The organism is Bradyrhizobium sp. JHI2711 (genome assembly GCF_056156565.1).
On record NZ_JBPZPT010000001.1, the window covers coordinates 1,653,266 to 1,677,457 of the forward strand.

Below are 24,192 nucleotides of genomic sequence, written 5' to 3' on the forward strand. Positions count from 1 at the left end.
GGCGTCAAGGGGCGAACCGATGCCGGAGCCGTCATGCCGGATATTCTCCCGCCAGCGCGCCGAACAGGATGACGGCGGCGGTGGAAGCGGCGCCGCCGCGCGCAAGCTGCTCGGCGAGCTCGGCAATCGTGGTGCGGACCAGCCGCTCGTCAGGTCGCCCGAGGGATTCGGCGAATAGCGCCGGGGTGCTGGGGGCGAGACCATGCGCGATCAATTTTGCGGCAAGCGCCGGAAAGGTGCGCCGGCCCATATAGACCACGGTCGTCGCCTCGGGATCGGCAAGCGCCGCCCAATTCAGATTGGGCGGCAGCTCGCCGGTGACGTCAGCGCCGGTGATGAACTGCACCCGGCGGGAGGTATGCCGGCGGGTCAGGGGAATACCGGCCTGGGCGGCGGCGACACAGGCGGAGGTGACGCCGGGAACGATCTCGTAGCCGATGCCGGCTTCGCGCAGCGTCTCGATCTCCTCCTCGAGCCGGCCGAAAATGCCGGCATCGCCGGACTTGAGCCGCACCACGCGCGCACCGGTTGCGGCATAGTCGACCAGGAGACGGTTGACGTGGTGCTGCTTGGTCGAAGGACGACCGGCCCGCTTTCCCACCGCGACGAGATTGGCACCTGGCCGCGCGAGATCGAGGATCGCGCCGGAGGCAAGATCGTCATAAAGCACGACGTCGGCCTCGCGCAGCCGCGTGGCGCCCTTCACCGTGAGGAGCTCGGGATCGCCCGGACCGGCGGAAACGAAAGAGACAAAACCGCTCACCGGTCCTCCGCGATCAGATGGAAGAACGTGCCGGTGGCATGGCCACGGCGCGAGCCGGTTTCGGCAATGACCGCGCCGGTGGCATCGTGCACGACCGCGAGCGGCGTATCGGGCTGGGCGAGAATCGTCGAATAGTGGAACTCGTGGCCGCGCAGGCGCGCGCCAGGCTGATGCCCCGGCATCGGTGCGGCGAGTTCGGCAAGACGATAACCGAGGTGCATGCGCCGCTTGGCAAAGCTTGTCTCGAGGCCAAGCAGCCCCGCCATCTCATGGCGGATACCGTCGGCGTCGGTCAGGCCTGCGCCCAGCACCATATAGCCTCCGCATTCGCCATGCACGGGCCGCGTCTCGGCGAAAGCGCGCAAGCCGCTGCGAAAGCGCGCATTGCCCGCGATCTTTCCCGCATGCAGCTCGGGATAGCCGCCCGGCAGCCAGCACACGTCGGCGCTCGCATCGGGTGCTTCGTCGGCCAGCGGCGAGAACGGCACGATCTCGGCGCCCGCCGCGCGCCAGGCTTCCAGCATATGCGGATAGACGAAGGAGAACGCCGCATCGCGCGCCAGCGCGATGCGCTGGCCGGGCGGCGTCACGTTCAATCCGTTCGCCGCAGCTTGCGGCGACCATTGGCCTGCCGAGTGGAGCACCGCATCGAGATCGACGTGCTCGGCGACAAAGCGCGCGGCCTCGTCGATCAGCTTGCCGATCTCGGCCTGCTCCTCGGCCTGCACGAGACCGAGATGCCGCTTCGGCAGGCTGATCTCGGCATGGCGCGGCAGCGCGCCGAACACTTTGATGCCGGCCTCCTTCAGCGCGCGCCGCACCAGATCCTCATGGCGCGGGCTGGCGACGCGATTGAGCACGACGCCCGCAAGGCGCACGCCGGCGCGGTAATCGCGAAGGCCGGCGGCGATCGCTGCCGCAGTCTGCGCCTGGCCGGAGGGATCGATCACCAAAACCACCGGCCAGCCCAGCATCTCCGCGATATCAGCGGTCGCTCCCGTGCCGGAGACGCCGCGCGCGGCGACACCGTCGAACAGGCCCATCGATCCCTCGGCGAGCACGACATCTGCATCGCCGCCACGGCTGACGAGATGCGCGATGGTGCTGCGATCCATCGCCCAGCTGTCGACGTTGACCGAGGCGCGTTCCGTGGCCGCGGCGTGGAAGGCGGGATCGATATAGTCGGGGCCGCTCTTGAAGCACTGCACGTTCAAGCCGCGCTTGCGCCAGGCGCGGGCGAGCGCCAGCGTCAGCGTCGTCTTGCCGACGCCGGAGGCCGGCGCGGAGATGACAAGGCTCGCCGGCATCACGACGCCTCCGGAAAGCGCGGCTCGGCACCGACCGGCCGGTAGCGGCGGTCGTAGTCGGCGGCATAGAGGCGGCTCTCGTCAAAATCGGCAGCGCCAAGCGTCTTGCCGACCAGGATCAGCGCCGTGCGCTCCATCTCGCCACCCACGAACGCACCGAGCGTTGCAAGCGTCGCGCGCACGATGCGCTGCTCCGGCCAGCTCGCGCGCCAGACGATCGCGACCGGGCAATCCGCGCCGTAATGCAGCGTCAGCTCGGCGACGACCTGGTCGAGCAGATGGATCGACAGGTGGATCGCGAGCACCGCGCCGGTCGCAGCGAACGCGGCGAGCTTCTCGCCCTCGGGCATCGCGCTGGCACGGCCCGGCGTGCGCGTCAGCACGACCGTCTGAGCAAGACCGGGCAGCGTCAGCTCAGCCTCCAGCGCGGCCGCGGCAGCCGAGAACGAGGGAACGCCGGGTGTCACCGAGTAGGGAATCCCGAGCGCACGCAAACGGCGGAGCTGCTCGCCCATCGCCGACCAGATTGAGAGATCACCGGAATGCAGCCGCGCGACATCCAGGCCTGCCGCATGCGCGCCTGCGATCTCGGCGATGATCTCGTCGAGCGACATTGGCGCGGTGTTGACGATACGTGCGCCGGGCGGGCAATGCGCCAGCACGCCCTCCGGCACCAGCGAGCCGGCATAGAGACAAACCGGACTGGCCGCGATCAGATCGCGGCCGCGCAACGTCAGCAGATCGGGTGCGCCCGGCCCGGCACCGATGAAATGCACCGTCATGGGCCGTCTCCTTCGGCAATCGCGGCGGTCGCGGTGCGATCCTGCGAGACAACCCGTGCTGCAATCAACCGCGCGCGCGGACCGGCGACCGCGAGCGCAGCAGCCTCGGCTACAGATCCGGTGCCAAATTTCTCCGCGATGAGCTTCGATTGCGTGGGCGTGTCGATGCCGGCCAGTGTCGCGACCGGAACGGCCCTGATCGGCACGCCGCATTCGCGTGCGAGCTGCTTCAGCGCCTCGGTATCGGCCTTGTCGCTGACGGTTGCCATCGCCGCAAGCCCTTCCGCACCGCCCGCAGCGAGCAGCGCTTCGCGCAACGAAGCCAGCGTCACATCGCGCTTGAAGCCGAGTCCGGCGACCTTCATCGGACCACACTCCACTGCACCACGGGGCGTGCTGCTTCCCACGACCGATAGCGGCCGAGCGGAGCGGCATGAGAAATTTCGGCTCTCATAAGCTCGCCACCATGGCGCTGATGTAGCTCGCTGAGCAACGCTTCCGTTTCCAGCGTGACCGAGTGTGCGACGAGCCGCGCTCCGAGCGAGAGCCGCGTCCAGATCGCATCAAATAACACTTCGTCGAGACCACCGCCAATGAAGACGGCATCCGGCGCTTCCAACCCGGCAAGAGCTTCCGGTGCCCTGCCCGTGACGATTGTGATCCGATGTGCCAGACCGAAGGCGGCCGCATTCTTGCGAATGTTCGCGGCGCGATCCTCGCGCGCCTCGACCGCAATCGCCGTCCCACCATCCAGCGCCCACTCCACGGAGATCGAGCCTGAACCAGCGCCGATGTCCCACAGCCGCTCGCCGGCCCGCGGCGCCAGCGCCGAGAGCGCAAGCGCGCGCACCGGCCGCTTGGTGATCTGGCCGTCATGGACGAAGAGGTCGTCCGATAATCCCGAACTGCGGGGCATCCCCTGTCCGCCCTTCGCCTCGACGGCGACGGTGACCAGGTTTCCGGCGAGATCACCGGCAAGACTATCGGCGCGATATTCTGTGATGCTTTCGCGCGGGCCACCGAGGGCGGCGAGCATCCAGAAGGCTGAGGCGCCCCACCCGCGCTCGCTCAACCACCTAGCCAGATCGCCAGCCGCTTTCCCATCGCGCACGAGACAGATGATGCGCGCCCCTCGCGCCAGATGCGGACCGAGACGCTCGAACGGTGCGGCGTGAAGCCCGAGGCAGACGGTGGATTCGAGTCGCCAGCCCAGCCGCGCGGCGGCGAGCGAGAAGGTGGACGGAGCAGGATGCGCGATCCACTCGTCGCCACCGAGCTTCTCGGCAAGGCTCGCGCCGGCGCCATGCCAGAACGGATCGCCGGAGGCGAGCACCACCGTCGGCCTGCCGCGACAGCTCAGCACGACATCCGCATCGAACGGCACCGGCCATGGACGACCGCGGCTGCCAATTTCGGCAAGCGCAAGATGGCGCTCGCCGCCGAACACGGTTTCGGCCTTGGCAAGCGCCTTTCGGCTTGCCTCCGACAGCCCGGCAAGGCCATCTTCGCCGATACCGATGATGGTCAGCCAGGGATCAGACATGATTCGCGCCCTCATTCTGGGCGGAACGGCCGATGCGAGCCTGCTCGCCGCGGAGATCGCGCGCGCCGGCATCGATGCCGTCTATTCCTATGGCGGCCGCACCCGCGCGCCCGCCGATCAGCCGCTGCCGACGCGCATCGGCGGGTTTGGCGGCGTGAGCGGACTTGCGGATTACATCCGCGCCGAAGGCATCACGCATGTGATCGATGCAACGCATCCCTTCGCCGCGGAAATGAGCCGCAACGCCGTTGCGGCTTGCACCGAGACGGGCACGCCGTTGCTTGCGCTGGAGCGCGCGCCCTGGATCAAGGCGTCCACCGACAACTGGATCGAGGTGGCGGATGTCAATGCTGCCGTCTCCGCACTGCCCGACGCCCCGGCAAACGTGTTCCTCGCCATCGGTCGCCAGCACATTGCGCCATTCGCGACGAAGCCGCAGCACGCCTACACGCTGCGCTTCGTCGACCCGCCCGACGCGCCCCTGCCCTTCGCGGCCGATGTGATCGTGTCGCGCGGACCGTTCACGCTTCATAGTGAGCTGGCGATGATGCGCACACGCGGCATCGCCTGGATCGTTGCCCGCAATTCCGGCGGCGACGGCGCACGCGCGAAGATCGACGCGGCGCGCATGCTCGGCCTGCCCGTGATCATGATCTCGCGACCAGAGCTGCCCGAGCGCCAAAGGGTCGAGAGTGTCACTGACGTGATGCAGTGGCTCGGTCATTCTGCCCGCCTCGGCGCATAGACCCAGCGGCCGACGCGGCGCGTCTGCGAGTTGCCGAGGATCACCAGCGTGCGCATGTCGGCCATCTCGGGCGTCGCCTGGTTCAGCGTCACGATCTCGATCTTTTCATCGGCCGCGCTGATCGCGCGCGCGAAGATCATGAGACGCTCGCCGCAGCCGGCCTCGCGAAGCAGCGCCAGCGCACGGCCGAATCCTTCCGGGCGGCTGGCCGAGCGCGGGTTGTACATCGCGATGGCAAAATCGCCTTCCGCCGCGAGGCGCAGGCGCTTCTCGATCACCGCCCACGGCTTGAGATTGTCGGAGAGATTGATCGCACAGAAATCATGGCCGAGCGGCGCGCCGGCACGCGCGGCGGCCGCCAGCATCGCGGTGACGCCGGGCAGCACACGGATCGAAAGTTCACGAAATTCCGGCGCCTGCTCGAGCGCCTCGAACACGGCGGATGCCATCGCGAACACGCCGGGATCGCCAGAAGAGACGACGACGACCTGACCGCCTTCGGCGGCAAGCCGCAGGGCTTCGCTCGCGCGTTGCAGCTCTTCGCGATTGTCGGATGGATGCAGAGTGAGCCCAGGCCGCGGCGGCACGCGCGCGACATAGGGCGCATAGCCCAGAATGTCGGTCGCCGTCGCAAGCGCGGCGGAAACTTCCGGCGTCACCAGCGCGTCGCTGCCCGGCCCGAGGCCCGCGATGGTCAGTGTGCCTGTCATTCGGCGGCATCCAGATGCCGGCCCTTGCCGTGCACGAGCACGATCGCGAAATAGGGACAATCGGCCGCATCGATCTCGGCGAGCCGCACCACGCGCTCGCCTGGCATGGTGCCACGCTCAACCAGCCAGGCATCGGCGAGCCGCCCGGCGGAGCTGAGCGCGCGGCGCACTTTTGCGAGATTGCGGCCGGTCTTCATGACGACCAGTGCATCGGAATCGCGCATGCGCCGTTCGAGCTCGGCCTCGGACAGCGTGCCCATCAGCACCGTCGTCACGTCGTCGCCGAGCGCGATCGGCCGGCCGACGCCGTTCCAGCAGCCGACCATGCCGGGAATGCCGGCGATCACCTCGATCTCGACGCGGCCTTGCAGGCGCGTGTGCAGATGCATGAACGATCCGTAAAAGTAAGGATCGCCCTCGCAGAGCACGACGACGTCGACGGCGCGCGAAAGCCGCGCCAGGCGCTCGGCCCATTCGTCGTAGAAGCCGGCGAGCAGCTGGACATATTCGGGGCTGTCGAAAGCGATCTCCGTCGTAACAGGATATTCCATGGGATATTCGGTAACGCCCGCAGCCAGCATGCCATCGACGATGCGGCGCGCCTGACCGGGCCTGCCCTTCTTGCGAAAATAGGCGACGTGGCTAGCGCCCCGCACCGTACGATCGGCACGCACGCTCATCAGATCAGGATCGCCGGGGCCGAGACCGCAGCAGATGATGCGTCCCATGGCTATTCGCTCCGGCTTGCCAGCGCGTTCACGGCAGCAACCGTGATGGCGGAGCCGCCGAGGCGGCCTTCGACGGTGAGCGCCGGTGCCGGCGGATCGGCCATCAGCGCGGCCTTGGATTCGGCCGCGCCGACGAAGCCGACCGGACAGCCGATGATCGCAGCCGGCCGCGGGCAGTCGCGATCCTCCAGCATGTTGAGCAGATGAAACAGCGCGGTCGGTGCATTGCCGATCGCGATGATCGCGCCATCAAGATGCGGCCGCCACAGCTCCAGGGCCGCGGCCGAGCGCGTGTTGCGCATAGACTGCGCCAGCGCGGGCACGGCGGGATCGCCGAGCGTGCAGATCACGGCATTGGCCGCGGGCAACCTCGCGCGCGTAATGCCTTCGGAGACCATGCGCGCGTCGCACAGGATCGGCGCGCCCTTCTGCAAGGCCGCGCGCGCGGCAATCGCCATATCAGGGGTGAAACGGATATGCGCCTCGAGGCCGACCATGCCGGCGGCATGGATCATCCGCACCACCACCTGCTCCTCGTCCGACGTGAAGCGCGCGAGATCGGCCTCGGCCCGGATGGTGGCAAAGGATTGCCGGTAGATCACAGCGCCGTCGGTCTCGTAGGTGTGCGGCATCAGTTCCCTCCGACCAGGATGGAGGGATCGCTGACGATGTCGGCGCCGTTCAGCCCGCGCAGGACCGGCGCGTCGCGGGTCGAGCCGTCGCGGACGAGATCGAACCCGGCGCGCGTCGCAATCAGGGTAACCGCAGCCGCGCCGGAATGGGCGCAGCCCTTGCCGCAGCCGGAGACGTGGAGTCGCGCGTCGGCGGGGATGCGCGGCGCCAGCGCCGCGGCCAGCGCGCGCGTATCGGCATGGGCCTCGCGGCAGCGCGGCGCGCCGCTGCAGGCGATGACGCGCAGCGCCGGATCATGGGGCCTGGTGATGAGCCCCGCCGCGCTCGGCATCTCGCGCTTGCCCTCGCTCAGCACCATCCGCCAGGGCGTCATGCGCAGCGCATGGCCGCAAGCAGAGAATTGATGCAGCGTCGCGTGCAGCATCTGCCCGAACGCCACCCCGACCATTGCGCCTTGCGGATAGTGCCCGGGACGCACCGCGGCCATCACCGGCGCAGGCTCGGTCTCGCCGCGCAAGGATTGAGGCAACACGGCGCCGGATGCGATGTGGGCTGCCATGCGCCCTCGCCCGCCGTTTGCACCGCCGGAGATGATGAACCAGCTTGCGAGCGCCAGCGCCGCGCTCACGGCCTGTCCGCGTTCAACGGAACGACCGAGCTTGGCGCCATCGGCCCGCACCAGGAGACCGCCCGAGCGGTCGCGCTCGATGCGGATGTCGGCGGAATCGCCGGCGAGAACACGCGACCGCCCGTCATCGATGGCGAAGCCGAACTTGGTGGGAAGCGCCAGGCCAGAATCGGCAAGCGCCTCCTCGAGCTCCGCGGCGAGCGACTGCGTTTCGTCGCCGTTGCTCCAGAACGGCGTCACCAGGATGTTGCGCCTGGCTTCGATGTCGGCGTCGGGATCGAGCAGCGCCAGTTGCGCCAGACCATCGAGCAACGGCCGATGGCCGTCCTCCTGAACGCCCCTGATCTGCAGATTGGCCCGGCTCGTGACGTCGATTAGACCGTTGCCGAAGCGCTCGGCGAGTTCCGCAAGCCCGGAGATTTGTGGTGCTTCAAGGCGTCCCCCGAACGGACGCACGCGCACCACGAGCCCGTCGCCCGATTGCATCGGGCGCAGCGCGCCGGGACACCAACCCTTGACCGTGGTCGCGCTCATGAGGCCTCCCGCAGCGCCGCTGCAATCGAATTGCGGCGGGTTCGCCAGAGCGAGGCTTCGCGCAGGCGCGTGAAGCAGGTTTCCATCGCGGCGAGTGCGGACGGATTTTCGTGCGCCATGAAGGCGCGGACGTCGTCGTTGCCGAGTGTCGCGTCGTAATAGAGGTCGAACAGATGCGGCGGCACCGCGCCGGCGAGATGCGCGAAGGCGGCCATGTGCTCCAGCGTCGCGGTGATCTCGGCGGCGCCGCGGAAACCGTGGCGCATCATGCCGGAGATCCAGGCCGGATTGGCCGCCCGTGCGCGAACGACGCGCGAGATCTCTTCCGTCAGCGTGCGCGCATGCGGCTCGCCGGGCCGCGTCGCATCGAGGTGATAGAGCGACGGCACGCCTGCGCCGAGGTTCGCGGCTGCCGCGGCGATGCCTGCCTCATGCGCGGCATAGTCGGCGGCCAACAGCAGATCGGTTTCGGGCAAGTCCTGGACATGGACAAAAGCATCGGCGGACGCGAGACGCTGTTCGATACCAGCGCGATCCGGCTGCATCGCGCCATCGGCAGAGAACGCCCAGGACGATGCCGACAGCCACGCTTCGCCTGCGGCCTCGCGCGTGTCCGGCGTGAAGGCATCCGGGATAGCCGAGAGGCCGACGCCGTATTGTCCCGGCCGCGGCGCGAACACGCGGGACGCACGCTGGCGATAGGGATTCTCATCGCCCTCGTCCTCGCGCGCGGCGAGCGCCTCGGCGGCGGCTTCGAACAATTGCCCGAGCCCCGCGAAGACGTCGCGGAACAGGCCGGATACCCGCAGGGTGACGTCGATGCGCGGACGGCCGAGCTCGGCCGGCGCGATGATGTCATAACCGGTGACACGGCCGGAAGCGTGATCCCAGCGCGGCGCAAGGCCCGCCAGATGCAGCGCCATCGCAAACTCTTCGCCTGCGGTGCGCATGGTCGCCGACCCCCAGAGATCGATGACGAGGCCCTTCGGCCAGTCGCCGTGATCCTGCAAGTGACGGCGCAGCAGCTCTTCGGCGAGTTTTATCCCCTGCGCATGCGCCGACGGTGTCGGCACCGCACGCGGGTCGACGGCGAAGAGATTGCGCCCGGTCGGCAGCACATCCTGACGCCCGCGATACGGGGAGCCCGACGGCCCGGGGGCAACGCGTTTTCCGGCGAGCGCGGAACGCAATGCATCGCGTTCCGCATCGGCACAAGCGCCGCGGCCGAACACGTGCAGGCCGTCGCCGAACTGGCTCTCCTTGAGATCGCAGACGAAGCGGTCGATTCGCGGGATGGCTTCGGCTGGTGCTGCCGAGGCATCGAGGCCGAGATCGTCTTCGAGGCCCGCCACTCGCGCCTCGTCGCGGATCGCCGCGATCAGGCGTTGGCGACGGGCGGGATCGAGGCCGTCAGCGGTCGAATACTCATCGAGCAACCGTTCCAGCCGACGTAGACCTTCCGGCACCGCGGATGTCTCAAGCGGCGGCGGCAGATGACCGATCGTGACCGCGCCGATGCGCCGCTTGGCCTGCGCGGCCTCGCCGGGATCGTTGACGATGAAGGGATAAATGACGGGCAGGTCGCCGATCAGCGCTTCCGGCCAGCACGCTTGCGACAGCGCCACGGATTTTCCGGGCAGCCATTCCAGCGTGCCGTGCGCGCCCATGTGCACGGCGGCATCACAGCCTTGCTGCCGGAGCCAGAGATAGAACGCGACATAGGCGTGGCGCGGCGTGCGGGCGAGATCGTGATAATCGGCATCGCGCGAGGCCGCATCGCCGCGCTCGGGCTGGACTGCGATGATCGACCGGCCGCATTGGATCGCAGCGAAGTAGAACGCGCCGTCGCGGCAGCTCGGATCGTTCTCCGGTGCGCCCCAGGCCTGCACGAGATCGTGCTGCAAGGATTGCGGCAGGCGCGCCAGCCCCGTGCGATATTCGGCGACGCTCCAGGTCAAGCTCTGCTTCAATAGTTTTGCGCCGAGCGCATCGACCGGCGCAACGTCGAAGCCGACCTCCGCGAGATCGGAGATCAACGCCTCGACCGACGCCAGCGCGTCGAGCCCGACGGCGTGCGCGATCTGATGCGGCCGGCCCGGATAGTTCGAGAGCACGATCGCCAGCCGCTTCTCGCCGGCGGGCTTCTCCGCGAGGCGACGCCAAGCCGCGACGCGCGTGGCAACGGCGTTGACGCGCTCTTCGTCGGGCCTGTGCGCTAGATGCGCGAATTGCAGATCGGGATCGCGCTGACCGGCCGATTTGAAACTCACCACGCCTGCGAACAGGCGGCCGTCGACCTCCGGCAGCACGACATGCATCGCGAGATCGCCGGGCGACAGGCCACGCAGTGATTCCGCCCAATCTTCGCGCCGCGCCGTCGAGAGCGCGACCTGGAACACCGGACAGGACGCGGCATCGAACGGCGTCGTGCCGTCATCGCCAAGGGCCGAGAACGCCGTCGCATTGACGATCGCCGCCGCAGGATGTTGCGCCAGATGCGCGCGCAGCCAGTCGGCAACGCCCGGCGCCTTCAGCGAGGTGACGAACACGCCGTAGGCGTCAAATCCCTTCTCGCGCAGCGCCGCAATCAAGGCGTCGACCGGCCCCGTATCGGCGGCCGTGAGATAGGAGCGATAGAACGTCACGAGTGCGCGCGGCTTGCCCTCGCCAACTGGCGCGGCAATGACACCGCGCGCGGGATCATAGAATCCCATCTCGGGCACGGTCATCTCGCCGATGACCGGGCCGGCATAAAGGCCTGAGGCCAGCGCGAGCTGCGCGATCGCGGCTTGCGCGGCGACCGGACCACCGGTGTCGCAGAGCACCTTGAGCCGCCGCAGCGTCGAGACCGGCAGGGTCGAGTACGCATCCAGCCGCGCGTCGTCGCGGCCGTCCGCCGGCAGCACGGCGAGCACGATGTTGCGCTCTTGCGCGAGTTGCTGGAGCGCCGCAAGCCCGTACGCCCAATAGGATTCCCCGCCGATCAGGCGCACCATTATGCCGCGGGCCTGCGACAGCGTGCGCTCGATATAGGTGTCGACCGACAGCGGATGCCGCAGCTCCGCGAGATTGGCCAGCCGCAGCGACGGCAGGCTGCCCCGACCGCGGCGCCAGCCGGCCGCAAACGCGGCCAAATCGGAATCCGAATACGAGAGCACCACGAGATCGGCCGGGTCCTGGCCGATGTCTCTTGGCGTCGCGGTCTCCTCGAGACCGCGGCTCTCGCGGAAGACGACGTGCATCAGATACCAAGTCCTGAAAGACCAAGTCCTGCCTTGATGGCGGCCTCGTCGATATCGCCATGCTCGCCGATCACGACGAGCTTCGACTGTCTGAGACCCGCGCCCCAGGGCTTGTCGAACTGATGGCGCACCCGCTCGCCGACCGCCTGCAACAACAGGCGCATCGGCTTGCCAGCGACCGCGATGTACCCCTTCGCCCGCAGCACGTTCTGCTCGCGCGCCAGTTTCTGGACCGATGCGACCAGCGCGTCGATGTCGGCGACCTCCGGAAGGTCAATCACGACCGAGGCAAAATCATCGTGCTCGTGCTCCTCCTCGCCGTCATGATGCGATGGCCGCGCGGCGAGATCATTCTCGGCGGCCGCACCGAGGCCGAGGATGACGCGCGCGTCGATCGCGCCATCGGTGACCGGCAGCATCGGCACGCGGCGCGGCATCTCGGCTGTGATCGCCGCCTTTGCGGCTTCGATTCCGGCTGCGCCCGCAAGGTCGGCCTTGGTCAGCAGCACGATGTCGGCGCAGGCGATCTGGTCCTCGAACACTTCTGACAGCGGCGTCTCGTGATCGAGATTGTCGTCCGCCGCGCGCTGCGCTTCCACCGCAGCCGGATCCGGCGCGAAGCGGCCGGCCGCGACGGCCTCGGCGTCGGCCAGCGCGATCACGCCGTCGACCGTGATGCGCGAGCGGATCTCCGGCCAGTCGAACGCCTTCAGCAGCGGCTTTGGCAGCGCCAGGCCCGAGGTCTCGATCAGGATGTGATCGGGCCGCACCGGGCGCGCCAAGAGTTGCTCCATGGTCGGAATGAAATCGTCGGCGACGGTGCAGCAGATGCAGCCATTGGCGAGCTCGACGATGTTCTCCTCCGGGCAGTTCGCATCGGCGCAGGACCTCAGGATCTCGCCGTCGACGCCTTCGCTGCCGAACTCGTTGACGAGCACGGCGAGCTTCTTGCCGCCGGCATTGCTGAGCAGATGCTGGATCAGCGTCGTCTTGCCGGAGCCCAGGAAACCCGTGACGACCGTAACCGGGACTTTTGCGAGCGAGTTCATTCAGCGGCCTCCGGCACGACGGTAACAGGGGGAATACGGGCAAGCGACTGCTTGCGGAAGATTTCGGGACGGCTGCGCCAGGGCACGATTCCGTCGGGCGCCGCCGCGTAGGCCGCAGCACCTGCGACCACGTCCTGCGCATTCGCATCGGAGAGGCGGCCATAGACATAGGACCAGCGGCCGGGCGCGCTGAGCGCGACCGAGCAGCCCTGGCTGCACGCCGACAGGCATTCGACGGGAACCACGCTGACGCCCTCGGGCACGCCGGCCTCGAGGATCGCGCCATGCAGGCGCTTGCCGGGCGTCGTCTCGCCCTCGCCGAGCGTCTGGCCGGCGCGGCAGGTGATGCAGACATGAAGTGTGACGGTCATCGCCTCTTCCAGATAACAGCGGGAGGCGATGAGGCGCACGGACCATTCTCCAGAAAGGCCCGCTTCCCCGTCGCGGAACACCCCGTCCGCCGGTCCAAAACTCGTCGCGCTGGCAGGTCTCCCGGCTTGCGGAGCAGGGTTTTGGCCCTTCGATCCCCGCCTTCCCGATTCCAAAAGGAATCAGTGGCTTCGGGCATCTCTCCGGTCACGGTCGCGGGGGCGGCTGCAGTTTGGACCCAAATCTTTGCGGATTCGGACCCTATCGCATTCCCTCTTCGCCTGTCATAGGACAGGAACCAACGCCAGGCCACCATTTGCCGGTGGCCGCCACTTGTCAAGCCGAAGGACCGGGACCGATGACGCCTGAACCGGAAACCCACACGACCGAGGAAACCGACGCCCGCCACGCCGCCAAAATGGCGAAGAAGAAGGCCGCTCGCGACAAGATCATGGCGACCAAGAGCGGCGAAAAGGGCCTGATCATCGTCCATACCGGCGCGGGCAAGGGCAAATCCTCCTCGGCTTTCGGCATGATCGTCCGCTGCGTCGCGCATGGCTTCCCTTGTGCGGTGGTGCAATTCATCAAGGGTGCCTGGGATACGGGCGAACGGCGCCTGCTCACCGGCCATTTCGGCGAACTCTGTCAGTTCCACGCGATGGGCGAAGGCTTCACCTGGGAGACGCAGGACCGTGCCCGCGACATCGCTGCAGCGCGCGCCGGTTGGGAGAAGGCCAAGGAGCTGATCCTCGACGAGCGGCTGCGCATGGTCGTGCTCGACGAGATCAACATCGCGCTGCGCTACGACTATCTCGACATCGCCGAAGTCGTCGAATTCCTGACGACGCAAAAGCCTGCGATGACGCATGTCGTGCTCACCGGTCGCAACGCCAAGGACGAGCTGATCGAGATCGCCGACCTCGTCACCGAGATGACGCTGGTCAAGCATCCGTTCCGTTCCGGCATCAAGGCGCAGGCCGGCGTCGAGTTTTGAAGGCACGATGGCACCTGCGTTGATGATTCAGGGGGCCGGCTCGGACGTGGGCAAGTCGCTCATCGTCGCCGGCCTCGCGCGCGCCTTTACGCGCCGTGGTCTGCGCGTGCTGCCGTTCAAGCCGCAGAACATGTCGAACAACGCCGCGGTCACCGTCGATGGCGGTGAGATCGGCCGCGCCCAGGCGCTGCAGGCCCTCGCCGCCGGTGTCGAGCCGCACACCGACATGAACCCGGTGCTGCTCAAGCCCGAGACCGATGTCGGCGCGCAGGTCGTCGTCCACGGCAAGCGCATCGCGACCGCACGCGCGCGCGACTACGCGGCGATGAAGCCGTCGCTGATGGGCGCGGTGCTGGAGAGCTTTGAACGGCTGAAGGCGCGGGCCGATCTGGTGCTGGTCGAAGGCGCCGGCAGTCCGGCCGAGGTGAATTTGCGCAAGTCCGACATCGCCAATATGGGCTTTGCCCGCAAGGCGAATGTGCCGGTCGTGCTGGTCGGCGACATCGACCGTGGCGGTGTCATCGCCCAGCTGGTCGGCATCAGGACGGTGATCGACCCCGACGATGCCGCGATGATCTCTGGCTTCGTCATCAACAAGTTCCGCGGCGATCCCACGCTGTTCGACGACGGCTACAGGCTGATCGAGCAAAAGACTGCATGGCGCGGCCTCGGCGTGCTGCCCTGGTTCCCGCGTGCCGGCGAGCTGCCGGCCGAAGACGCGCTCGGCCTGCGCGATGCGCGCAAGCCGGGCCAATGCAAGATCGCCTGCCTGGCGCTATCGCGCATCGCCAATTTCGACGATCTCGATCCTCTCAAGCTCGAGCCGGGCGTCGATCTCGTGATGGTGCGCCCGGGCGAGGCGATCCCGGGCGACGTGCGCCTCGTCATCATCCCTGGCTCAAAATCCACCCGCGGCGACCTCGCCTTCCTGCGCGCGCAGGGCTGGGACATCGACCTGCTCGCGCACCACCGCCGCGGCGGCCACGTGCTCGGCCTCTGCGGCGGCTATCAGATGCTGGGGCGCAGCGTCGCAGACCCCGAAGGCATCGAGGGGCCTGCGGGCGACACGCCGGGCCTCGGGCTTCTCGATGTCGAGACGGTGATGAGCCCGCAGAAAACGCTGACACGTGTTGCGGCCGTGCATGCGGCGACGGATCAGCCGATCCAGGCTTACGAGATCCATATCGGCCACACCGACGGCCCGGATCGCGCCCGCCCCTTCGCCAAGCTGGACGGCGAGGCAGAAGGCGCGATCTCCAGGGACGGCCGTGTGCAGGGCAGCTATCTGCACGGCCTGTTCACGTCGGATGATTTCCGCAAGGCCTACCTCGCCAAACTCGACATTCCCGCAGGCGACGAGCCCTATCACGCCAGCGTCGAAAGCGCGCTCGAGGCGCTGGCCGATCACATCGAAAAGCATCTCGACGTCGAAGGCCTGCTCGCGCTAGCGCGCTAGGGCCTCGGCAAGGCGCGTCCATTCGGCTTCGCTGCCGGGGAGCCCGAGGCGCAGCCATGTCGGCTGTTGCGCGAACACGCGGGACCAGATGTGGCTGCGCGCGAGCCTCTCCTGCGCAGCCACCGCGTCGCCCGTTTCGTACAAGCGAAACAGCGGTGTGCCGCCGATGAGCCGCCAGCTTCGCGAATGCGCCATTGCATCGAGGCGAACACAGTCGCGCGCGAGCCGCGCCGACGTCGCCTCGGCCCAAGTCTGATCGCGCAAGGCACGACAGCCGATTTCGATCGCCGCGCCCGAAACAGGCCATGGACCCGACACGGCGGCAAGCTTGTCGATGTCGGCGGCATGACCGATGGCGAAGCCGAGCCGCAGGCCGGCCAACCCATAAAACTTTCCGAAGGAACGCAGGATCAACAGTCCTGGTCGATCCGCGTCCAGTGCAAGCGACAGCTGCGGATCGGGATCGGCAAAGCTCTCATCTACAACGAGACGGCCGACGCGCGGCAACAGCGCGAGCAGATCCTTGCGCGAATGGCACCGCCCGTCGGGATTGTTGGGATTAACGACGATGGCGAGGTCTGCACCCGCCAGCGCATCGAACTCCGTAATCTCGTGGACATCCAAGCCGGCGGCCGACAGGACGCCGGCGTATTCATTGTAGGTCGGCGCGAGGATGCGCGCCCGCCCCGGCGCCGCGAGTTGCGGCAGCAATTGAATGGCGGCCTGAGCACCGCCCATCGCAACGATCGGTGCGCTCGTGCGGTAGCCGTGCCGCGCCGCCTGATGCAATGCCTCGATCTCGGAGCGTGACGGCAGCGCGCTCCACGCGCGTGCGCTTACCTCGCCCACGGGATAGGGCACCCGGTTGATCCCGGTCGACAGATCGATCCAATCCTCTGCGCGTCCGCCGAAACGCCGCTGGGCCAGATCGAGATTTCCACCGTGCTCGCGCATGCCCCGTTGTTTCACGCGAAAGCCAGGATCGCAAGCACGCCGGCGACCAGCAGCATGGCGCGACGATAGACTGTCAGCGCCTCGGTGATATCGGCGGCGCGCGGATCGCGCGCACCCTCGTTCAGCCAGGGCTCGTTGGTCGCGTTGCCGTGATAGATGCGGGGGCCGCTGAGCCGCACGCCGAGTCCGCCCGCCATCGCCGCTTCCGGCCAGCCGGCATTGGGCGAGCGATGCCGGCGCGCATCGCGCGTCATGCACGCCAATGCCTCCGACCGTTGCGGTGCCAGCAGCACGAACAGAAATCCGGTCAGCCGCGCCGGGATGAAATTGGCGACATCGTCGATGCGCGCTGCCGCCCAGCCAAAGGCTTCGTGTCGTTCGCTGCGGTGGCCGATCATGGAGTCCAGCGTGTTGATCGCCTTGTAGGCGAGGATACCGGGCAAGCCCAACAGCGCGCCCCAGAACACCGGCGCGACGATGCCGTCGGAGGTGTTTTCGGCAAGACTCTCGATTGCCGCGCGCGCAATGCCGGCCTCATCGAGGCTTGCGGGATCGCGGCCGACGATGCGCGAGACCGCGTCGCGCGCCGCGGCAACGTCGCCGGCCAGCAAGGGCGTGGCGACGGCAGCCACATGATCATGCAGCGAGCGCAGCGCGACCAATGGCCAGGCCAGGATGCCAATCAGCACGATCTGGATCCAGCCCGAAGGAAGCAGTGATTGCAGCGCCCAGCCGAGCGCCGCGGAGAGCGCGATCACCGCAAGCGCGCCGGCGACGCCCGCGGCTCGGCGCAACGCCGGCGGATCGGACGCGCGATTCAAGGCGGTGTCGATGCCGGCAATCAGCCCGCCCAGCCAGGTGACGGGATGCCCGATCCGCGCGAACAGCCACGCCGGCCAGCCCAGAAGGGCATCCACCGCCATCGCCACCACCATCGCGCCCGCAAAGTCCACATCCAGCTCCTGTCCCGCCCCTGTTGCGCAAGACGGCGGCCGAGCGCAAGCCCCTCGCTGCCTGATTTCGGCTTTGTCTTTGGCCGCGTTTGATGATTAGTGCTGCGGCAGGAGACCTTTATGGCCATCATCTTGATCACCGGCGGGGCGCGATCGGGCAAGAGCACCCGGGCGGAGGCGCGCGCGCGCAGCTTTGCCGGCCAGCCCGTCTACGTCGCGACGGCCGAGGCGCTCGACGGCGAAATGCAGGAACGCATCGCAAGACATCGCGCGCGGCGCGGAGCCGATTGGATCGAGCGCGAGGTGCCGCTCGATCTCGTGCCCGCGCTGCTCTCGACCGAAGGTGGCGGCGCGAGGCTGGTGGACTGCCTGACGCTGTGGCTCTCCAACCTGATGCATGCGGCGCGCGATTGGGAGCGAGAGGTGAGAGAGCTCGCCGACACGCTGCCCCGCCTCAACAGCCCCGTCGTGCTCGTCACCAACGAGGTCGGCCTCGGCATCGTGCCCGACAACGCGCTGGCGCGCAGCTTCCGCGATGCCGCCGGAATCATGAACCAGATCATTGCCGGTGTCGCCGACGAGGTCGAGTTCGTCGTCGCCGGCCTGCCGTTGAAGCTGAAATGATCCCGCGCGCCGAGCACCTCAAGGACATCCTCGCCGATCTCAAGATGGCGACATCGTTCGTGACGATCCTGCCGGTGGCATCCTCGAAGCCTGCGGGCGACGGCGCCGTTGCGCGGGCAATGTGGGCGCTGCCGGTCGCGGGACTGCTGGTCGGCCTCGCCGGCGCCCTCACTTACAAGATCGCCATTCGCTTCGGACTGACGCCGAGCCTTGCCGCCCTCCTTGTGCTAGCCACGACCGCCCTCATCACCGGCGCGCTGCACGAGGACGGACTTGCCGACACCGCGGACGGCCTCGGCGGCGGCCGCACGCGCGAGCGCAAGCTCGAGATCATGCGCGACAGCCGGATCGGGACCTATGGCGTCTGCGCCCTGATCCTATCGTTCGGCCTGCGCTGGAGCGCGCTTGCGACGATCGCAAATCCATGGGCCGTCATGCTCGCGCTGTGCGCGGCGCACGTTGCTGCCCGTGCCGGCCTGCCGGCCTTCATGTCGCTAGTCCCGTCGGCGCGGCCTGATGGCCTCTCTGCCGGCGCCGGGGCGCCGCCCGGGCGCAGCGTGGCCATCGCCTTCGCGCTTGGAACGCTTGCGCTTGCCCTGACGTTGGGGCCGGGCAAGGCGCTGGTCGGCCTGATCCTGCTGTCACTGGCCGGCCTGCTGCTGGCGCGGCTTGCCATCCGCCAAATCGGGGGGCAGACCGGCGACATCCTCGGCGCGTTCGAGCAGACGGGCGAGATCCTGATCCTGCTGGTGGCGGCGTCCTTCCAAATGGGGCGATGACCTCATGGTCGAGTTCGACGATAGCTTCCGCCAGCACTTACGCGAGCTGTTCGTGTGGCGCCGCGACGTGCGCCGCTTCCGCAGCGATCCGCTGCCGGAGGGGGCGATCGATCGCCTGATCGAGACCGCCTGCCTCTCGCCTTCGGTCGGCCTCAGCCAGCCCTGGCGCTTCGTGATCGTCAATGATGCTGCAACGCGCCGCGCCGTGGTCGAAGATTTCAGGACGTGCAATGCCGACGCGCTGAGCTGCTACTCCGGCGACCGCGCCGCCCGCTATGCCACCTTGAAACTGTCCGGCCTCGAGCAGGCGCCCGGCCATCTTGCCGTGTTCGCCGACATGGGCAGCGACATCGGCCACGGCCTCGGCCGCGCGACCATGCCTGAAACGACGGAATATTCCGTGGTCGCCGCCATTACCGCGATGTGGCTCGCCGCCCGCGCCGAGGGCATCGGCCTCGGCTGGGTGTCGATACTGAACCCTGCGCGCATGCACGCTGTTCTCGACGTGCCTGACAGCTGGAAGTTCATCGCCTATCTCTGCATCGGCTATCCCGAGATCGAGTGCGACCGGCCCGAGCTGGAGCAGGCGAAATGGGAGCAACGGCGCAGCGCGGACGCGTTCACGCTGCGGCGCTAGGCCGCCGGGCACCAGATCGAAAGCCTGCGAACGAACATTCACATGCGCCTTTCGTCGATTGTGGGCACCCCGCTTTCGCGCTAAGCATCGAGCAAAGCAAGGCGATCGTGCAACGTAGTCCATGACGGGGCGATCTTTCGTTTCCTCGGCGGTCAATCGCCGCGGCTTCATTCGCCTCGCGACTGCATCGGTCGCGGGATGGATCGCGCTCGGCGCAACGCCGGATCGTATGCGGATCGTCGCCTCGCTCACCGCATTGCCGCTCGACGACGAGCTGACCAGACGCGGCATGATCGACAGCGCGAGCTCTCGCCTGGGCAACCTCGTCGCCGGCTTGCGGCAGCGCGGCTGGGTCGAAGGCGTCAACTTCCGCCTCGAGCTCCGTTCCACCTTCGGCGCGCCGGACCGGCTGAAGATGGCCGTCCAGGAATTGCTCGACCTCAAGCCGGACGTGATCCTGACGGGGTCGACGATCGAGACCGCCGCCGTCCTTGCCGCCACCAAGACCATCCCGGTCGTGTTTGCGACCGCGAACGATCCGGTCGGCAACGGCTTCGTCGAAAGCCTCGCGCATCCCCGCGGCAACGCCACCGGCTTCACCAACAGCAGCGCCGAGATGGGCGGCAAATGGCTCCAGCTGATCCGCGAGGCCGTGCCCGACGTCGCGCGCGTCGGCATCCTGTTCAACCCCGCGACCACGCCGCGCGGCGGACGCTTCTTCCTCGAATCGATCGAGCAGGAGGCTGCCGCATCCGGCGTCTCCGTGATCCCCGCGCCCGTCAACGCGCCCGCGGAGATCGACGACGCCGTCAAGCGCTTTTCCGAACTGCCCAAGGCGGCGATGGTCGCGCTGGTCGACAGCTTCCTCGTGGTCAACCGCAAGGCGGTGGTCGCGGCCGCCGCCAAATACCGCGTGCCCACGATCTATCCGTTCCATTACTTCATCGATGCCGGCGGGCTGATGAGCTACGGCCCAACGCTCGAGGTGCGCTCGGCCGATTACGTCGACCTGATCCTGCGCGGCACCAAGCCCGGCGACCTTCCAGTGCAATCGCCGCGCAAATACGAGCTGTTGATCAACCGCACGGTCGCCCGCTCGTTCGGCTTGACAATCCCGTTCACGCTGCTCGCGCGCGCCGACGAGATCCGCGAGTGAACGATCCCGGCGACCAGGAACCTTCGCGCACGCCTTCCGGCCGGCTGTTCAGGAAATATCTCTACTCGATCGTCGCCCTCGCCTTCGCCACGCTCGCCATCAACGCCAGCTTCGACGTCTGGTTCTCCTATCGCGAGCAGAAGCAGCTGCTGGCGGCGACCCAGCGCGAACAGGCCGCCTCCGCAGCGATTCAGATCGGCCAGTTCATCGGCCAGATCGAGAACCAGATCAGGTGGCTCGCGCGCCTGCCGCCGGAGCTGTCGACCCACGAGGACGAGCGGCTGAACGCCATCCGCCTCCTGCGCCTCTCGCCTGCGATCGCGGAGATCGCCCAGCTCAATTCGGAAGGCCGCGAGCAGCTGCGCGTATCGCGCCGGATCGCCGACAAGGTCGGCAGCAACGCCGATCTCTCCGCTTCAGCCGCCTTCCGCGGTGCCAATGACAGCCGGGCCTATTACGGTCCCGTCTATTTCTTCGGCGACACCGAGCCCTTCATGACGCTCGCCACGCGCGGCACCGGGCGCGCTCCCGATGTGATCGTCGCCGAGGTCAATCTGCGCTTCATCTGGGACCTCGTCACGGGAATCAGGGTCGGCAACACCGGCAAGGCCTATGTCGTCGACCGCATGGGCGTGTTGATCGCGCATCCCGATTTATGGCGGGCGCTCCAGCGCAGCGATCTCTCCGGCCATGCCGACGTCCGCGCCGCGCTCGACGGCATCGGGCCGCCTTCGGGCGGCCTCGGCAAGGAGGATCTCTCCGGCCAGCGCGTGCTGTCGACCTATGCGACCGTGCCCTCGCTCGGCTGGCTGGTGTTCGTCGAGCTGCCGCTTACCGAAGCCTACGCGCCGATCTATGCCTCGATCGGCCGCTCGACCTTCCTGCTCGTGATCCTGCTCGCCTGCGCGGTGCTGGTCTCGCTCATTCTCAGCCGGCGCATGACCGTGCCGATCCAGCTGCTGACCCAAGGAGCCAGGCGGATCGGCAGCGGCGACCTCAACTCGCGGCTCGCGATCAAGACCGGCGACGAGCTGGAGGCGCTCGGCGAGCAGTTCAACCGCATGGCGGCGCATTTGCGCGAATCCTACGCCACGCTCGAGCGCAAGGTGATCGAGCGCACCTCCGAGCTGGAGAAGGCCCGCGACCACGCGCTCGCCGAGCACGACGCCGCCGAGCGCGCGCGCCGCGCGGCGGTCGCGGCCAATGAGACCAAGTCGCGCTTCCTCGCCGTCGTCAGCCATGAGTTGCGCACGCCGCTCAACGGCGTCATGGGCGTGCTGCAACTCTTGGACGACGGCAGCCTCAGCGAGGCCCAGCGCCGCCATCTTGCCACCGCGGCGGCGTCGGGCGAAACGCTGATCGCGCTGGTCGATGCGGTGCTGGAATATGCGCGCCTCGAGGCCAGCACGGAAATGCTGGAGACTCGCGACTTCCGTCTCGACCAGCTCATCGAAGCCGCCGGCGACCTGATGCGTCCGCAAGCCCTGGACAAGGGCCTGAGCTTCGATCTCGCCTGCGATGACACGGTCGACACCGCCGCGCATGGCGATCCCGTCAGGCTCAACCGCATCCTGCTCAACCTGATCGGCAACGCGATCAAGTTCACCCCGAGCGGCGGCATCGGCGTGAGCGCGGGAACCGAGCGGCGCGGCGATCACCTCCTGCTGTGCATCATCGTGCGCGACACCGGCATCGGCATCGCGCCCGAGCTGCACGAGCGGATTTTCGAGGATTTCGTCCAGGCCGACGACAGGATCGCGCGTCGCTTCGGCGGCACCGGCCTCGGCCTTGCGATCGCGCGCCGTCTCACCCGCCTGATGCGCGGCGAGCTCAAGGTCGAGAGCGCGCCCGGCGCGGGCAGCACGTTCACGCTCCAAGTGCCGCTCGGGCTTGCCGGAAGCAGCGTGGCGCAAGGCGCGCTTGCGCCGCCGTCGCGGCAGCTCCGCGTGCTTCTGGTCGACGATGACCCCGTCAATTGCGAGGTCGGCGCAGCGATCCTGCACCGGCTCGGCCACCACACGACGATCGCCAGGAACGGCGCCGCAGCCGTCGAGCTCGCCCGCGATCAGGCCTTCGACGTCATCCTCATGGATCTGCACATGCCCGACATGGACGGCGTGGTGGCGGCCTTCCGGATCGGCGAGCTCGGTCTTGCCAAGATGCCGCGCCTCATCGCCGTGACCGCCGACGTCTCCGGCCGCGCCCGCGATCGGCTTGCCGGCGCCGGCATCGCCAAGGTCGTCAGCAAGCCGATCCTGGTCAACGCGCTGCGCGAGGCGATCGAGGATGATCTGGTGGCCGAGCCGGCAGCCGCGCAACGCCCGGCGACCGAACTGATCGATCGGCCATTCCTCGACGACCAGCGGGAGCTGCTGGGCGCCGCGCAAATCGACAAGCTCCACCATCTGCTCCAGCAGACGGGAGAACGATTGATCCACGACATCGCCGACGCCGTGGCGGCGGGCGATCACAAGCACCTCGCACGATCCGCGCATCAACTTGGCAGCGCGGCAAGTGCGCTCGGCCTCGTCCGCCTGTTCGAGCGCAGCCGCGACGTCGAGCTGGCGGCACCCGCGATGTCACCTGCCGAACTCGACAGTGCCGCACGCGAACTCGCCGAGATTCGACAGGCGTCGATGCAAGCGCTGAATGATCTGCTTGAACCTGCCGGACAGCAATCTGTCAGCTAGATTTGCGCAGGTCGGAGCTCCCAAGGGTTCTCTCCTGCGGCACCAGCGGCTGGCCAAGCGGAAAGATCAATCCCACGACTCCAGCCGGTTCTTCAGTAGGTCGCCCGGCCGGCGCTGTGTTTCCGGCCGGGCCAGCGCGCCCCCCAAGAGATCAACTACCTTCGTGCGGGACCTGTTAGCATTCGCTATCACGAGCCCGAAGTTTTAACGACCAGCTTTATGTTGAGCAGGTTGACACCCTTGAATGGGTTCGGCGCGCTTTCGATGGTTCCCGTACCCGTTGCATTCGCGTAGGCACCAGTGCCCGACAGAATCGTGTATTCGCCCGTCGATTTGCCGTCTTTGGCCGATCCGGTGTAGCGCGCCGTAATCGAGCCTTCCTCGAACGTGTAAGTGCTATAGCCGAAGAAGGGGCCAGACCCTTTGAGCAGGTCCGAACTATTGACGAACTCTTTCACGCCGATACGGCCATCGCTGAAGACGGCCACTCCGAAGAATTTCCCGGACACGACCGTCTGTCCTTCAACGTTTGCGGCCTCTATGACCTTGAGGTCGAGCGGCTTGGTGACGAGCTTGAACTCGAGCACCCGCTCACCGGCCACGGCGGTTGACGCCGCGACGGCCAATGCCACACCAGAAAGGAAAAAGGTGAGAGACTTCCGCATAGTTTCCTCCTGCGCTTGTTGAAACCAAGTCGAGAAGTGCGGGCGACTCATCGAGCCAGGCTCTTCGCGGTGGCACGGAAGAGAGCCCTCGGCAACGCCCGACAGCGGCTGAACTCTCTCTGTCCTGAGGCGAAGTCGGGACGCGAATATGAGTCCCAAGCCACGGGAAGAAAGTTCAAGTCTCCGTTGCGATATAATCTTATCCAGCCACTGCGCGGGACTCTCAGCAGAGGCACAATCATCATGGCCGC

The 24,192-nt window shown here is 67.6% G+C and carries 23 protein-coding genes and 1 riboswitch; of the genes, 8 read left to right on the top strand and 15 right to left on the bottom strand.

Going from position 1 to position 24,192, the window contains the following annotated elements:
* Positions 1–31: 31 nt before the first annotated feature.
* From cobA to cbiE, 5 genes are read right to left on the bottom strand one after another with little or no spacing between them, the layout of a single operon-like run.
* A complete protein-coding gene (gene cobA / locus ACTEK7_RS07850; protein WP_225145922.1) occupies positions 32–763 on the bottom strand; it encodes a uroporphyrinogen-III C-methyltransferase in 732 nt (243 codons plus the stop codon).
* Positions 760–2,070, bottom strand: coding sequence for a cobyrinate a,c-diamide synthase (locus ACTEK7_RS07855; RefSeq protein ID WP_225145923.1), 1,311 nt, complete (start codon positions 2,068–2,070; stop codon positions 760–762). Before ACTEK7_RS07855 ends, cobA begins: the two co-directional genes overlap by 4 nt.
* A complete protein-coding gene (gene cobM, locus ACTEK7_RS07860) occupies positions 2,070–2,852 on the bottom strand; it encodes a precorrin-4 C(11)-methyltransferase (protein ID WP_225145924.1) in 783 nt (260 codons plus the stop codon). The genes ACTEK7_RS07855 and cobM overlap by 1 nt, the downstream gene beginning before the upstream one ends.
* The gene (locus ACTEK7_RS07865) at positions 2,849–3,217 is read right to left on the bottom strand and encodes a cobalamin biosynthesis protein (protein ID WP_192893258.1); all 369 of its coding nucleotides are present in this window, start codon (positions 3,215–3,217) and stop codon (positions 2,849–2,851) included. The genes cobM and ACTEK7_RS07865 overlap by 4 nt, the downstream gene beginning before the upstream one ends.
* Positions 3,214–4,395 (bottom strand): precorrin-6y C5,15-methyltransferase (decarboxylating) subunit CbiE, encoded by a 1,182-nt coding sequence (gene cbiE / locus ACTEK7_RS07870; protein ID WP_225145925.1) that lies wholly within the window; start codon positions 4,393–4,395, stop codon positions 3,214–3,216. Before cbiE ends, ACTEK7_RS07865 begins: the two co-directional genes overlap by 4 nt.
* Here cbiE and ACTEK7_RS07875 point away from each other — a divergent pair.
* Positions 4,394–5,140: a cobalt-precorrin-6A reductase gene (locus ACTEK7_RS07875; protein ID WP_225145926.1), complete on the top strand. Its 747-nt coding sequence runs from the start codon at positions 4,394–4,396 to the stop codon at positions 5,138–5,140. The genes cbiE and ACTEK7_RS07875 overlap by 2 nt on opposite strands.
* Here the strand turns inward: ACTEK7_RS07875 and cobJ are convergent.
* The 7 genes from cobJ to ACTEK7_RS07910 are packed head-to-tail and all read right to left on the bottom strand — an operon-like array spanning position 5,116 to position 13,035.
* Positions 5,116–5,850: a precorrin-3B C(17)-methyltransferase gene (gene cobJ, locus ACTEK7_RS07880; RefSeq protein WP_225145927.1), complete on the bottom strand. Its 735-nt coding sequence runs from the start codon at positions 5,848–5,850 to the stop codon at positions 5,116–5,118. The two genes, ACTEK7_RS07875 and cobJ, sit on opposite strands and share 25 nt — an antisense overlap.
* Positions 5,847–6,578, bottom strand: coding sequence for a precorrin-2 C(20)-methyltransferase (locus tag ACTEK7_RS07885; RefSeq protein ID WP_225145928.1), 732 nt, complete (start codon positions 6,576–6,578; stop codon positions 5,847–5,849). Before ACTEK7_RS07885 ends, cobJ begins: the two co-directional genes overlap by 4 nt.
* A gap of 2 nt (positions 6,579–6,580) precedes the next feature.
* A complete protein-coding gene (locus tag ACTEK7_RS07890) occupies positions 6,581–7,210 on the bottom strand; it encodes a precorrin-8X methylmutase (protein ID WP_036005374.1) in 630 nt (209 codons plus the stop codon).
* The gene (gene cobG / locus ACTEK7_RS07895) at positions 7,210–8,373 is read right to left on the bottom strand and encodes a precorrin-3B synthase (protein ID WP_225128907.1); all 1,164 of its coding nucleotides are present in this window, start codon (positions 8,371–8,373) and stop codon (positions 7,210–7,212) included. The genes ACTEK7_RS07890 and cobG overlap by 1 nt, the downstream gene beginning before the upstream one ends.
* Positions 8,370–11,615 (bottom strand): cobaltochelatase subunit CobN, encoded by a 3,246-nt coding sequence (gene cobN / locus ACTEK7_RS07900; protein ID WP_225145929.1) that lies wholly within the window; start codon positions 11,613–11,615, stop codon positions 8,370–8,372. Before cobN ends, cobG begins: the two co-directional genes overlap by 4 nt.
* Positions 11,615–12,664, bottom strand: a complete 1,050-nt coding sequence (gene cobW / locus ACTEK7_RS07905) for a cobalamin biosynthesis protein CobW (protein WP_225145930.1) — start codon at positions 12,662–12,664, stop codon at positions 11,615–11,617. The genes cobN and cobW overlap by 1 nt, the downstream gene beginning before the upstream one ends.
* The gene (locus ACTEK7_RS07910) at positions 12,661–13,035 is read right to left on the bottom strand and encodes a DUF1636 family protein (protein ID WP_036005458.1); all 375 of its coding nucleotides are present in this window, start codon (positions 13,033–13,035) and stop codon (positions 12,661–12,663) included. The genes cobW and ACTEK7_RS07910 overlap by 4 nt, the downstream gene beginning before the upstream one ends.
* Before the next feature lie 94 nt (positions 13,036–13,129).
* A riboswitch (cobalamin riboswitch) is annotated at positions 13,130–13,351 on the bottom strand.
* Between the two features lie 40 nt (positions 13,352–13,391).
* Between ACTEK7_RS07910 and cobO the strand changes: the two genes are divergently transcribed.
* Together cobO and ACTEK7_RS07920 are read left to right on the top strand one after the other, a co-directional pair.
* Complete coding sequence (gene cobO / locus ACTEK7_RS07915; RefSeq protein WP_036023503.1) at positions 13,392–14,027, top strand: cob(I)yrinic acid a,c-diamide adenosyltransferase; 636 nt, start codon at positions 13,392–13,394, stop codon at positions 14,025–14,027.
* A 7-nt stretch (positions 14,028–14,034) separates the two neighbouring features.
* Complete coding sequence (locus ACTEK7_RS07920) at positions 14,035–15,483, top strand: cobyric acid synthase (protein WP_225145931.1); 1,449 nt, start codon at positions 14,035–14,037, stop codon at positions 15,481–15,483.
* Here ACTEK7_RS07920 and cobD read toward each other — a convergent pair.
* Both cobD and cbiB read right to left on the bottom strand, forming a co-directional pair.
* Positions 15,472–16,437 carry a threonine-phosphate decarboxylase CobD gene (gene cobD, locus ACTEK7_RS07925; protein WP_225145932.1) on the bottom strand — a complete coding sequence of 322 codons (966 nt, stop codon included), beginning with the start codon at positions 16,435–16,437 and terminating at the stop codon, positions 15,472–15,474. The genes ACTEK7_RS07920 and cobD overlap by 12 nt on opposite strands.
* Positions 16,438–16,448: 11 nt before the next feature.
* Complete coding sequence (cbiB, locus tag ACTEK7_RS07930; RefSeq protein ID WP_225145933.1) at positions 16,449–17,390, bottom strand: adenosylcobinamide-phosphate synthase CbiB; 942 nt, start codon at positions 17,388–17,390, stop codon at positions 16,449–16,451.
* 120 nt (positions 17,391–17,510) lie between these two features.
* On the opposite strand from cbiB, the gene cobU reads away from it, so the two are divergent.
* The 5 genes from cobU (at position 17,511) to ACTEK7_RS07955 (ending at position 23,276) form a co-directional block, all read left to right on the top strand.
* Positions 17,511–18,014, top strand: a complete 504-nt coding sequence (cobU, locus tag ACTEK7_RS07935) for a bifunctional adenosylcobinamide kinase/adenosylcobinamide-phosphate guanylyltransferase (RefSeq protein WP_036023498.1) — start codon at positions 17,511–17,513, stop codon at positions 18,012–18,014.
* A complete protein-coding gene (gene cobS, locus ACTEK7_RS07940) occupies positions 18,011–18,793 on the top strand; it encodes an adenosylcobinamide-GDP ribazoletransferase (protein WP_036005415.1) in 783 nt (260 codons plus the stop codon). The genes cobU and cobS overlap by 4 nt, the downstream gene beginning before the upstream one ends.
* 4 nt (positions 18,794–18,797) lie before the next feature.
* The gene (gene bluB, locus ACTEK7_RS07945; RefSeq protein WP_225145934.1) at positions 18,798–19,430 is read left to right on the top strand and encodes a 5,6-dimethylbenzimidazole synthase; all 633 of its coding nucleotides are present in this window, start codon (positions 18,798–18,800) and stop codon (positions 19,428–19,430) included.
* Positions 19,431–19,551: 121 nt separating this feature from the next.
* Complete coding sequence (locus ACTEK7_RS07950) at positions 19,552–20,586, top strand: ABC transporter substrate-binding protein (RefSeq protein WP_225145935.1); 1,035 nt, start codon at positions 19,552–19,554, stop codon at positions 20,584–20,586.
* Positions 20,583–23,276 (top strand): hybrid sensor histidine kinase/response regulator, encoded by a 2,694-nt coding sequence (locus tag ACTEK7_RS07955; RefSeq protein ID WP_225145936.1) that lies wholly within the window; start codon positions 20,583–20,585, stop codon positions 23,274–23,276. The genes ACTEK7_RS07950 and ACTEK7_RS07955 overlap by 4 nt, the downstream gene beginning before the upstream one ends.
* A 188-nt stretch (positions 23,277–23,464) precedes the next feature.
* Here the strand turns inward: ACTEK7_RS07955 and ACTEK7_RS07960 are convergent, their stop codons facing one another.
* On the bottom strand, positions 23,465–23,941 hold the full coding sequence (locus ACTEK7_RS07960; RefSeq protein ID WP_060735631.1) for a hypothetical protein: 477 nt from the start codon (positions 23,939–23,941) through the stop codon (positions 23,465–23,467).
* Positions 23,942–24,192 lie beyond the last annotated feature (251 nt).

Bases quoted from the DNA above. Each gene is read 5' to 3' on its own strand.
- ACTEK7_RS07855 (WP_225145923.1), bottom strand. From the start codon at position 2,070: ATGCCGGCGAGCCTTGTCATCTCCGCGCCGGCCTCCGGCGTCGGCAAG.
- cobM (WP_225145924.1), bottom strand. From the start codon at position 2,852: ATGACGGTGCATTTCATCGGTGCCGGGCCGGGCGCACCCGATCTGCTG.
- ACTEK7_RS07865 (WP_192893258.1), bottom strand. From the start codon at position 3,217: ATGAAGGTCGCCGGACTCGGCTTCAAGCGCGATGTGACGCTGGCTTCG.
- ACTEK7_RS07875 (WP_225145926.1), top strand. From the start codon at position 4,394: ATGATTCGCGCCCTCATTCTGGGCGGAACGGCCGATGCGAGCCTGCTC.
- cbiE (WP_225145925.1), bottom strand. From the start codon at position 4,395: ATGTCTGATCCCTGGCTGACCATCATCGGTATCGGCGAAGATGGCCTT.
- cobJ (WP_225145927.1), bottom strand. From the start codon at position 5,850: ATGACAGGCACACTGACCATCGCGGGCCTCGGGCCGGGCAGCGACGCG.
- ACTEK7_RS07885 (WP_225145928.1), bottom strand. From the start codon at position 6,578: ATGGGACGCATCATCTGCTGCGGTCTCGGCCCCGGCGATCCTGATCTG.
- ACTEK7_RS07890 (WP_036005374.1), bottom strand. From the start codon at position 7,210: ATGCCGCACACCTACGAGACCGACGGCGCTGTGATCTACCGGCAATCC.
- cobG (WP_225128907.1), bottom strand. From the start codon at position 8,373: ATGAGCGCGACCACGGTCAAGGGTTGGTGTCCCGGCGCGCTGCGCCCG.
- cobN (WP_225145929.1), bottom strand. From the start codon at position 11,615: ATGCACGTCGTCTTCCGCGAGAGCCGCGGTCTCGAGGAGACCGCGACG.
- cobW (WP_225145930.1), bottom strand. From the start codon at position 12,664: ATGAACTCGCTCGCAAAAGTCCCGGTTACGGTCGTCACGGGTTTCCTG.
- ACTEK7_RS07910 (WP_036005458.1), bottom strand. From the start codon at position 13,035: ATGACCGTCACACTTCATGTCTGCATCACCTGCCGCGCCGGCCAGACG.
- cobO (WP_036023503.1), top strand. From the start codon at position 13,392: ATGACGCCTGAACCGGAAACCCACACGACCGAGGAAACCGACGCCCGC.
- ACTEK7_RS07920 (WP_225145931.1), top strand. From the start codon at position 14,035: ATGGCACCTGCGTTGATGATTCAGGGGGCCGGCTCGGACGTGGGCAAG.
- cobD (WP_225145932.1), bottom strand. From the start codon at position 16,437: ATGCGCGAGCACGGTGGAAATCTCGATCTGGCCCAGCGGCGTTTCGGC.
- cobU (WP_036023498.1), top strand. From the start codon at position 17,511: ATGGCCATCATCTTGATCACCGGCGGGGCGCGATCGGGCAAGAGCACC.
- cobS (WP_036005415.1), top strand. From the start codon at position 18,011: ATGATCCCGCGCGCCGAGCACCTCAAGGACATCCTCGCCGATCTCAAG.
- bluB (WP_225145934.1), top strand. From the start codon at position 18,798: ATGGTCGAGTTCGACGATAGCTTCCGCCAGCACTTACGCGAGCTGTTC.
- ACTEK7_RS07950 (WP_225145935.1), top strand. From the start codon at position 19,552: ATGACGGGGCGATCTTTCGTTTCCTCGGCGGTCAATCGCCGCGGCTTC.
- ACTEK7_RS07960 (WP_060735631.1), bottom strand. From the start codon at position 23,941: ATGCGGAAGTCTCTCACCTTTTTCCTTTCTGGTGTGGCATTGGCCGTC.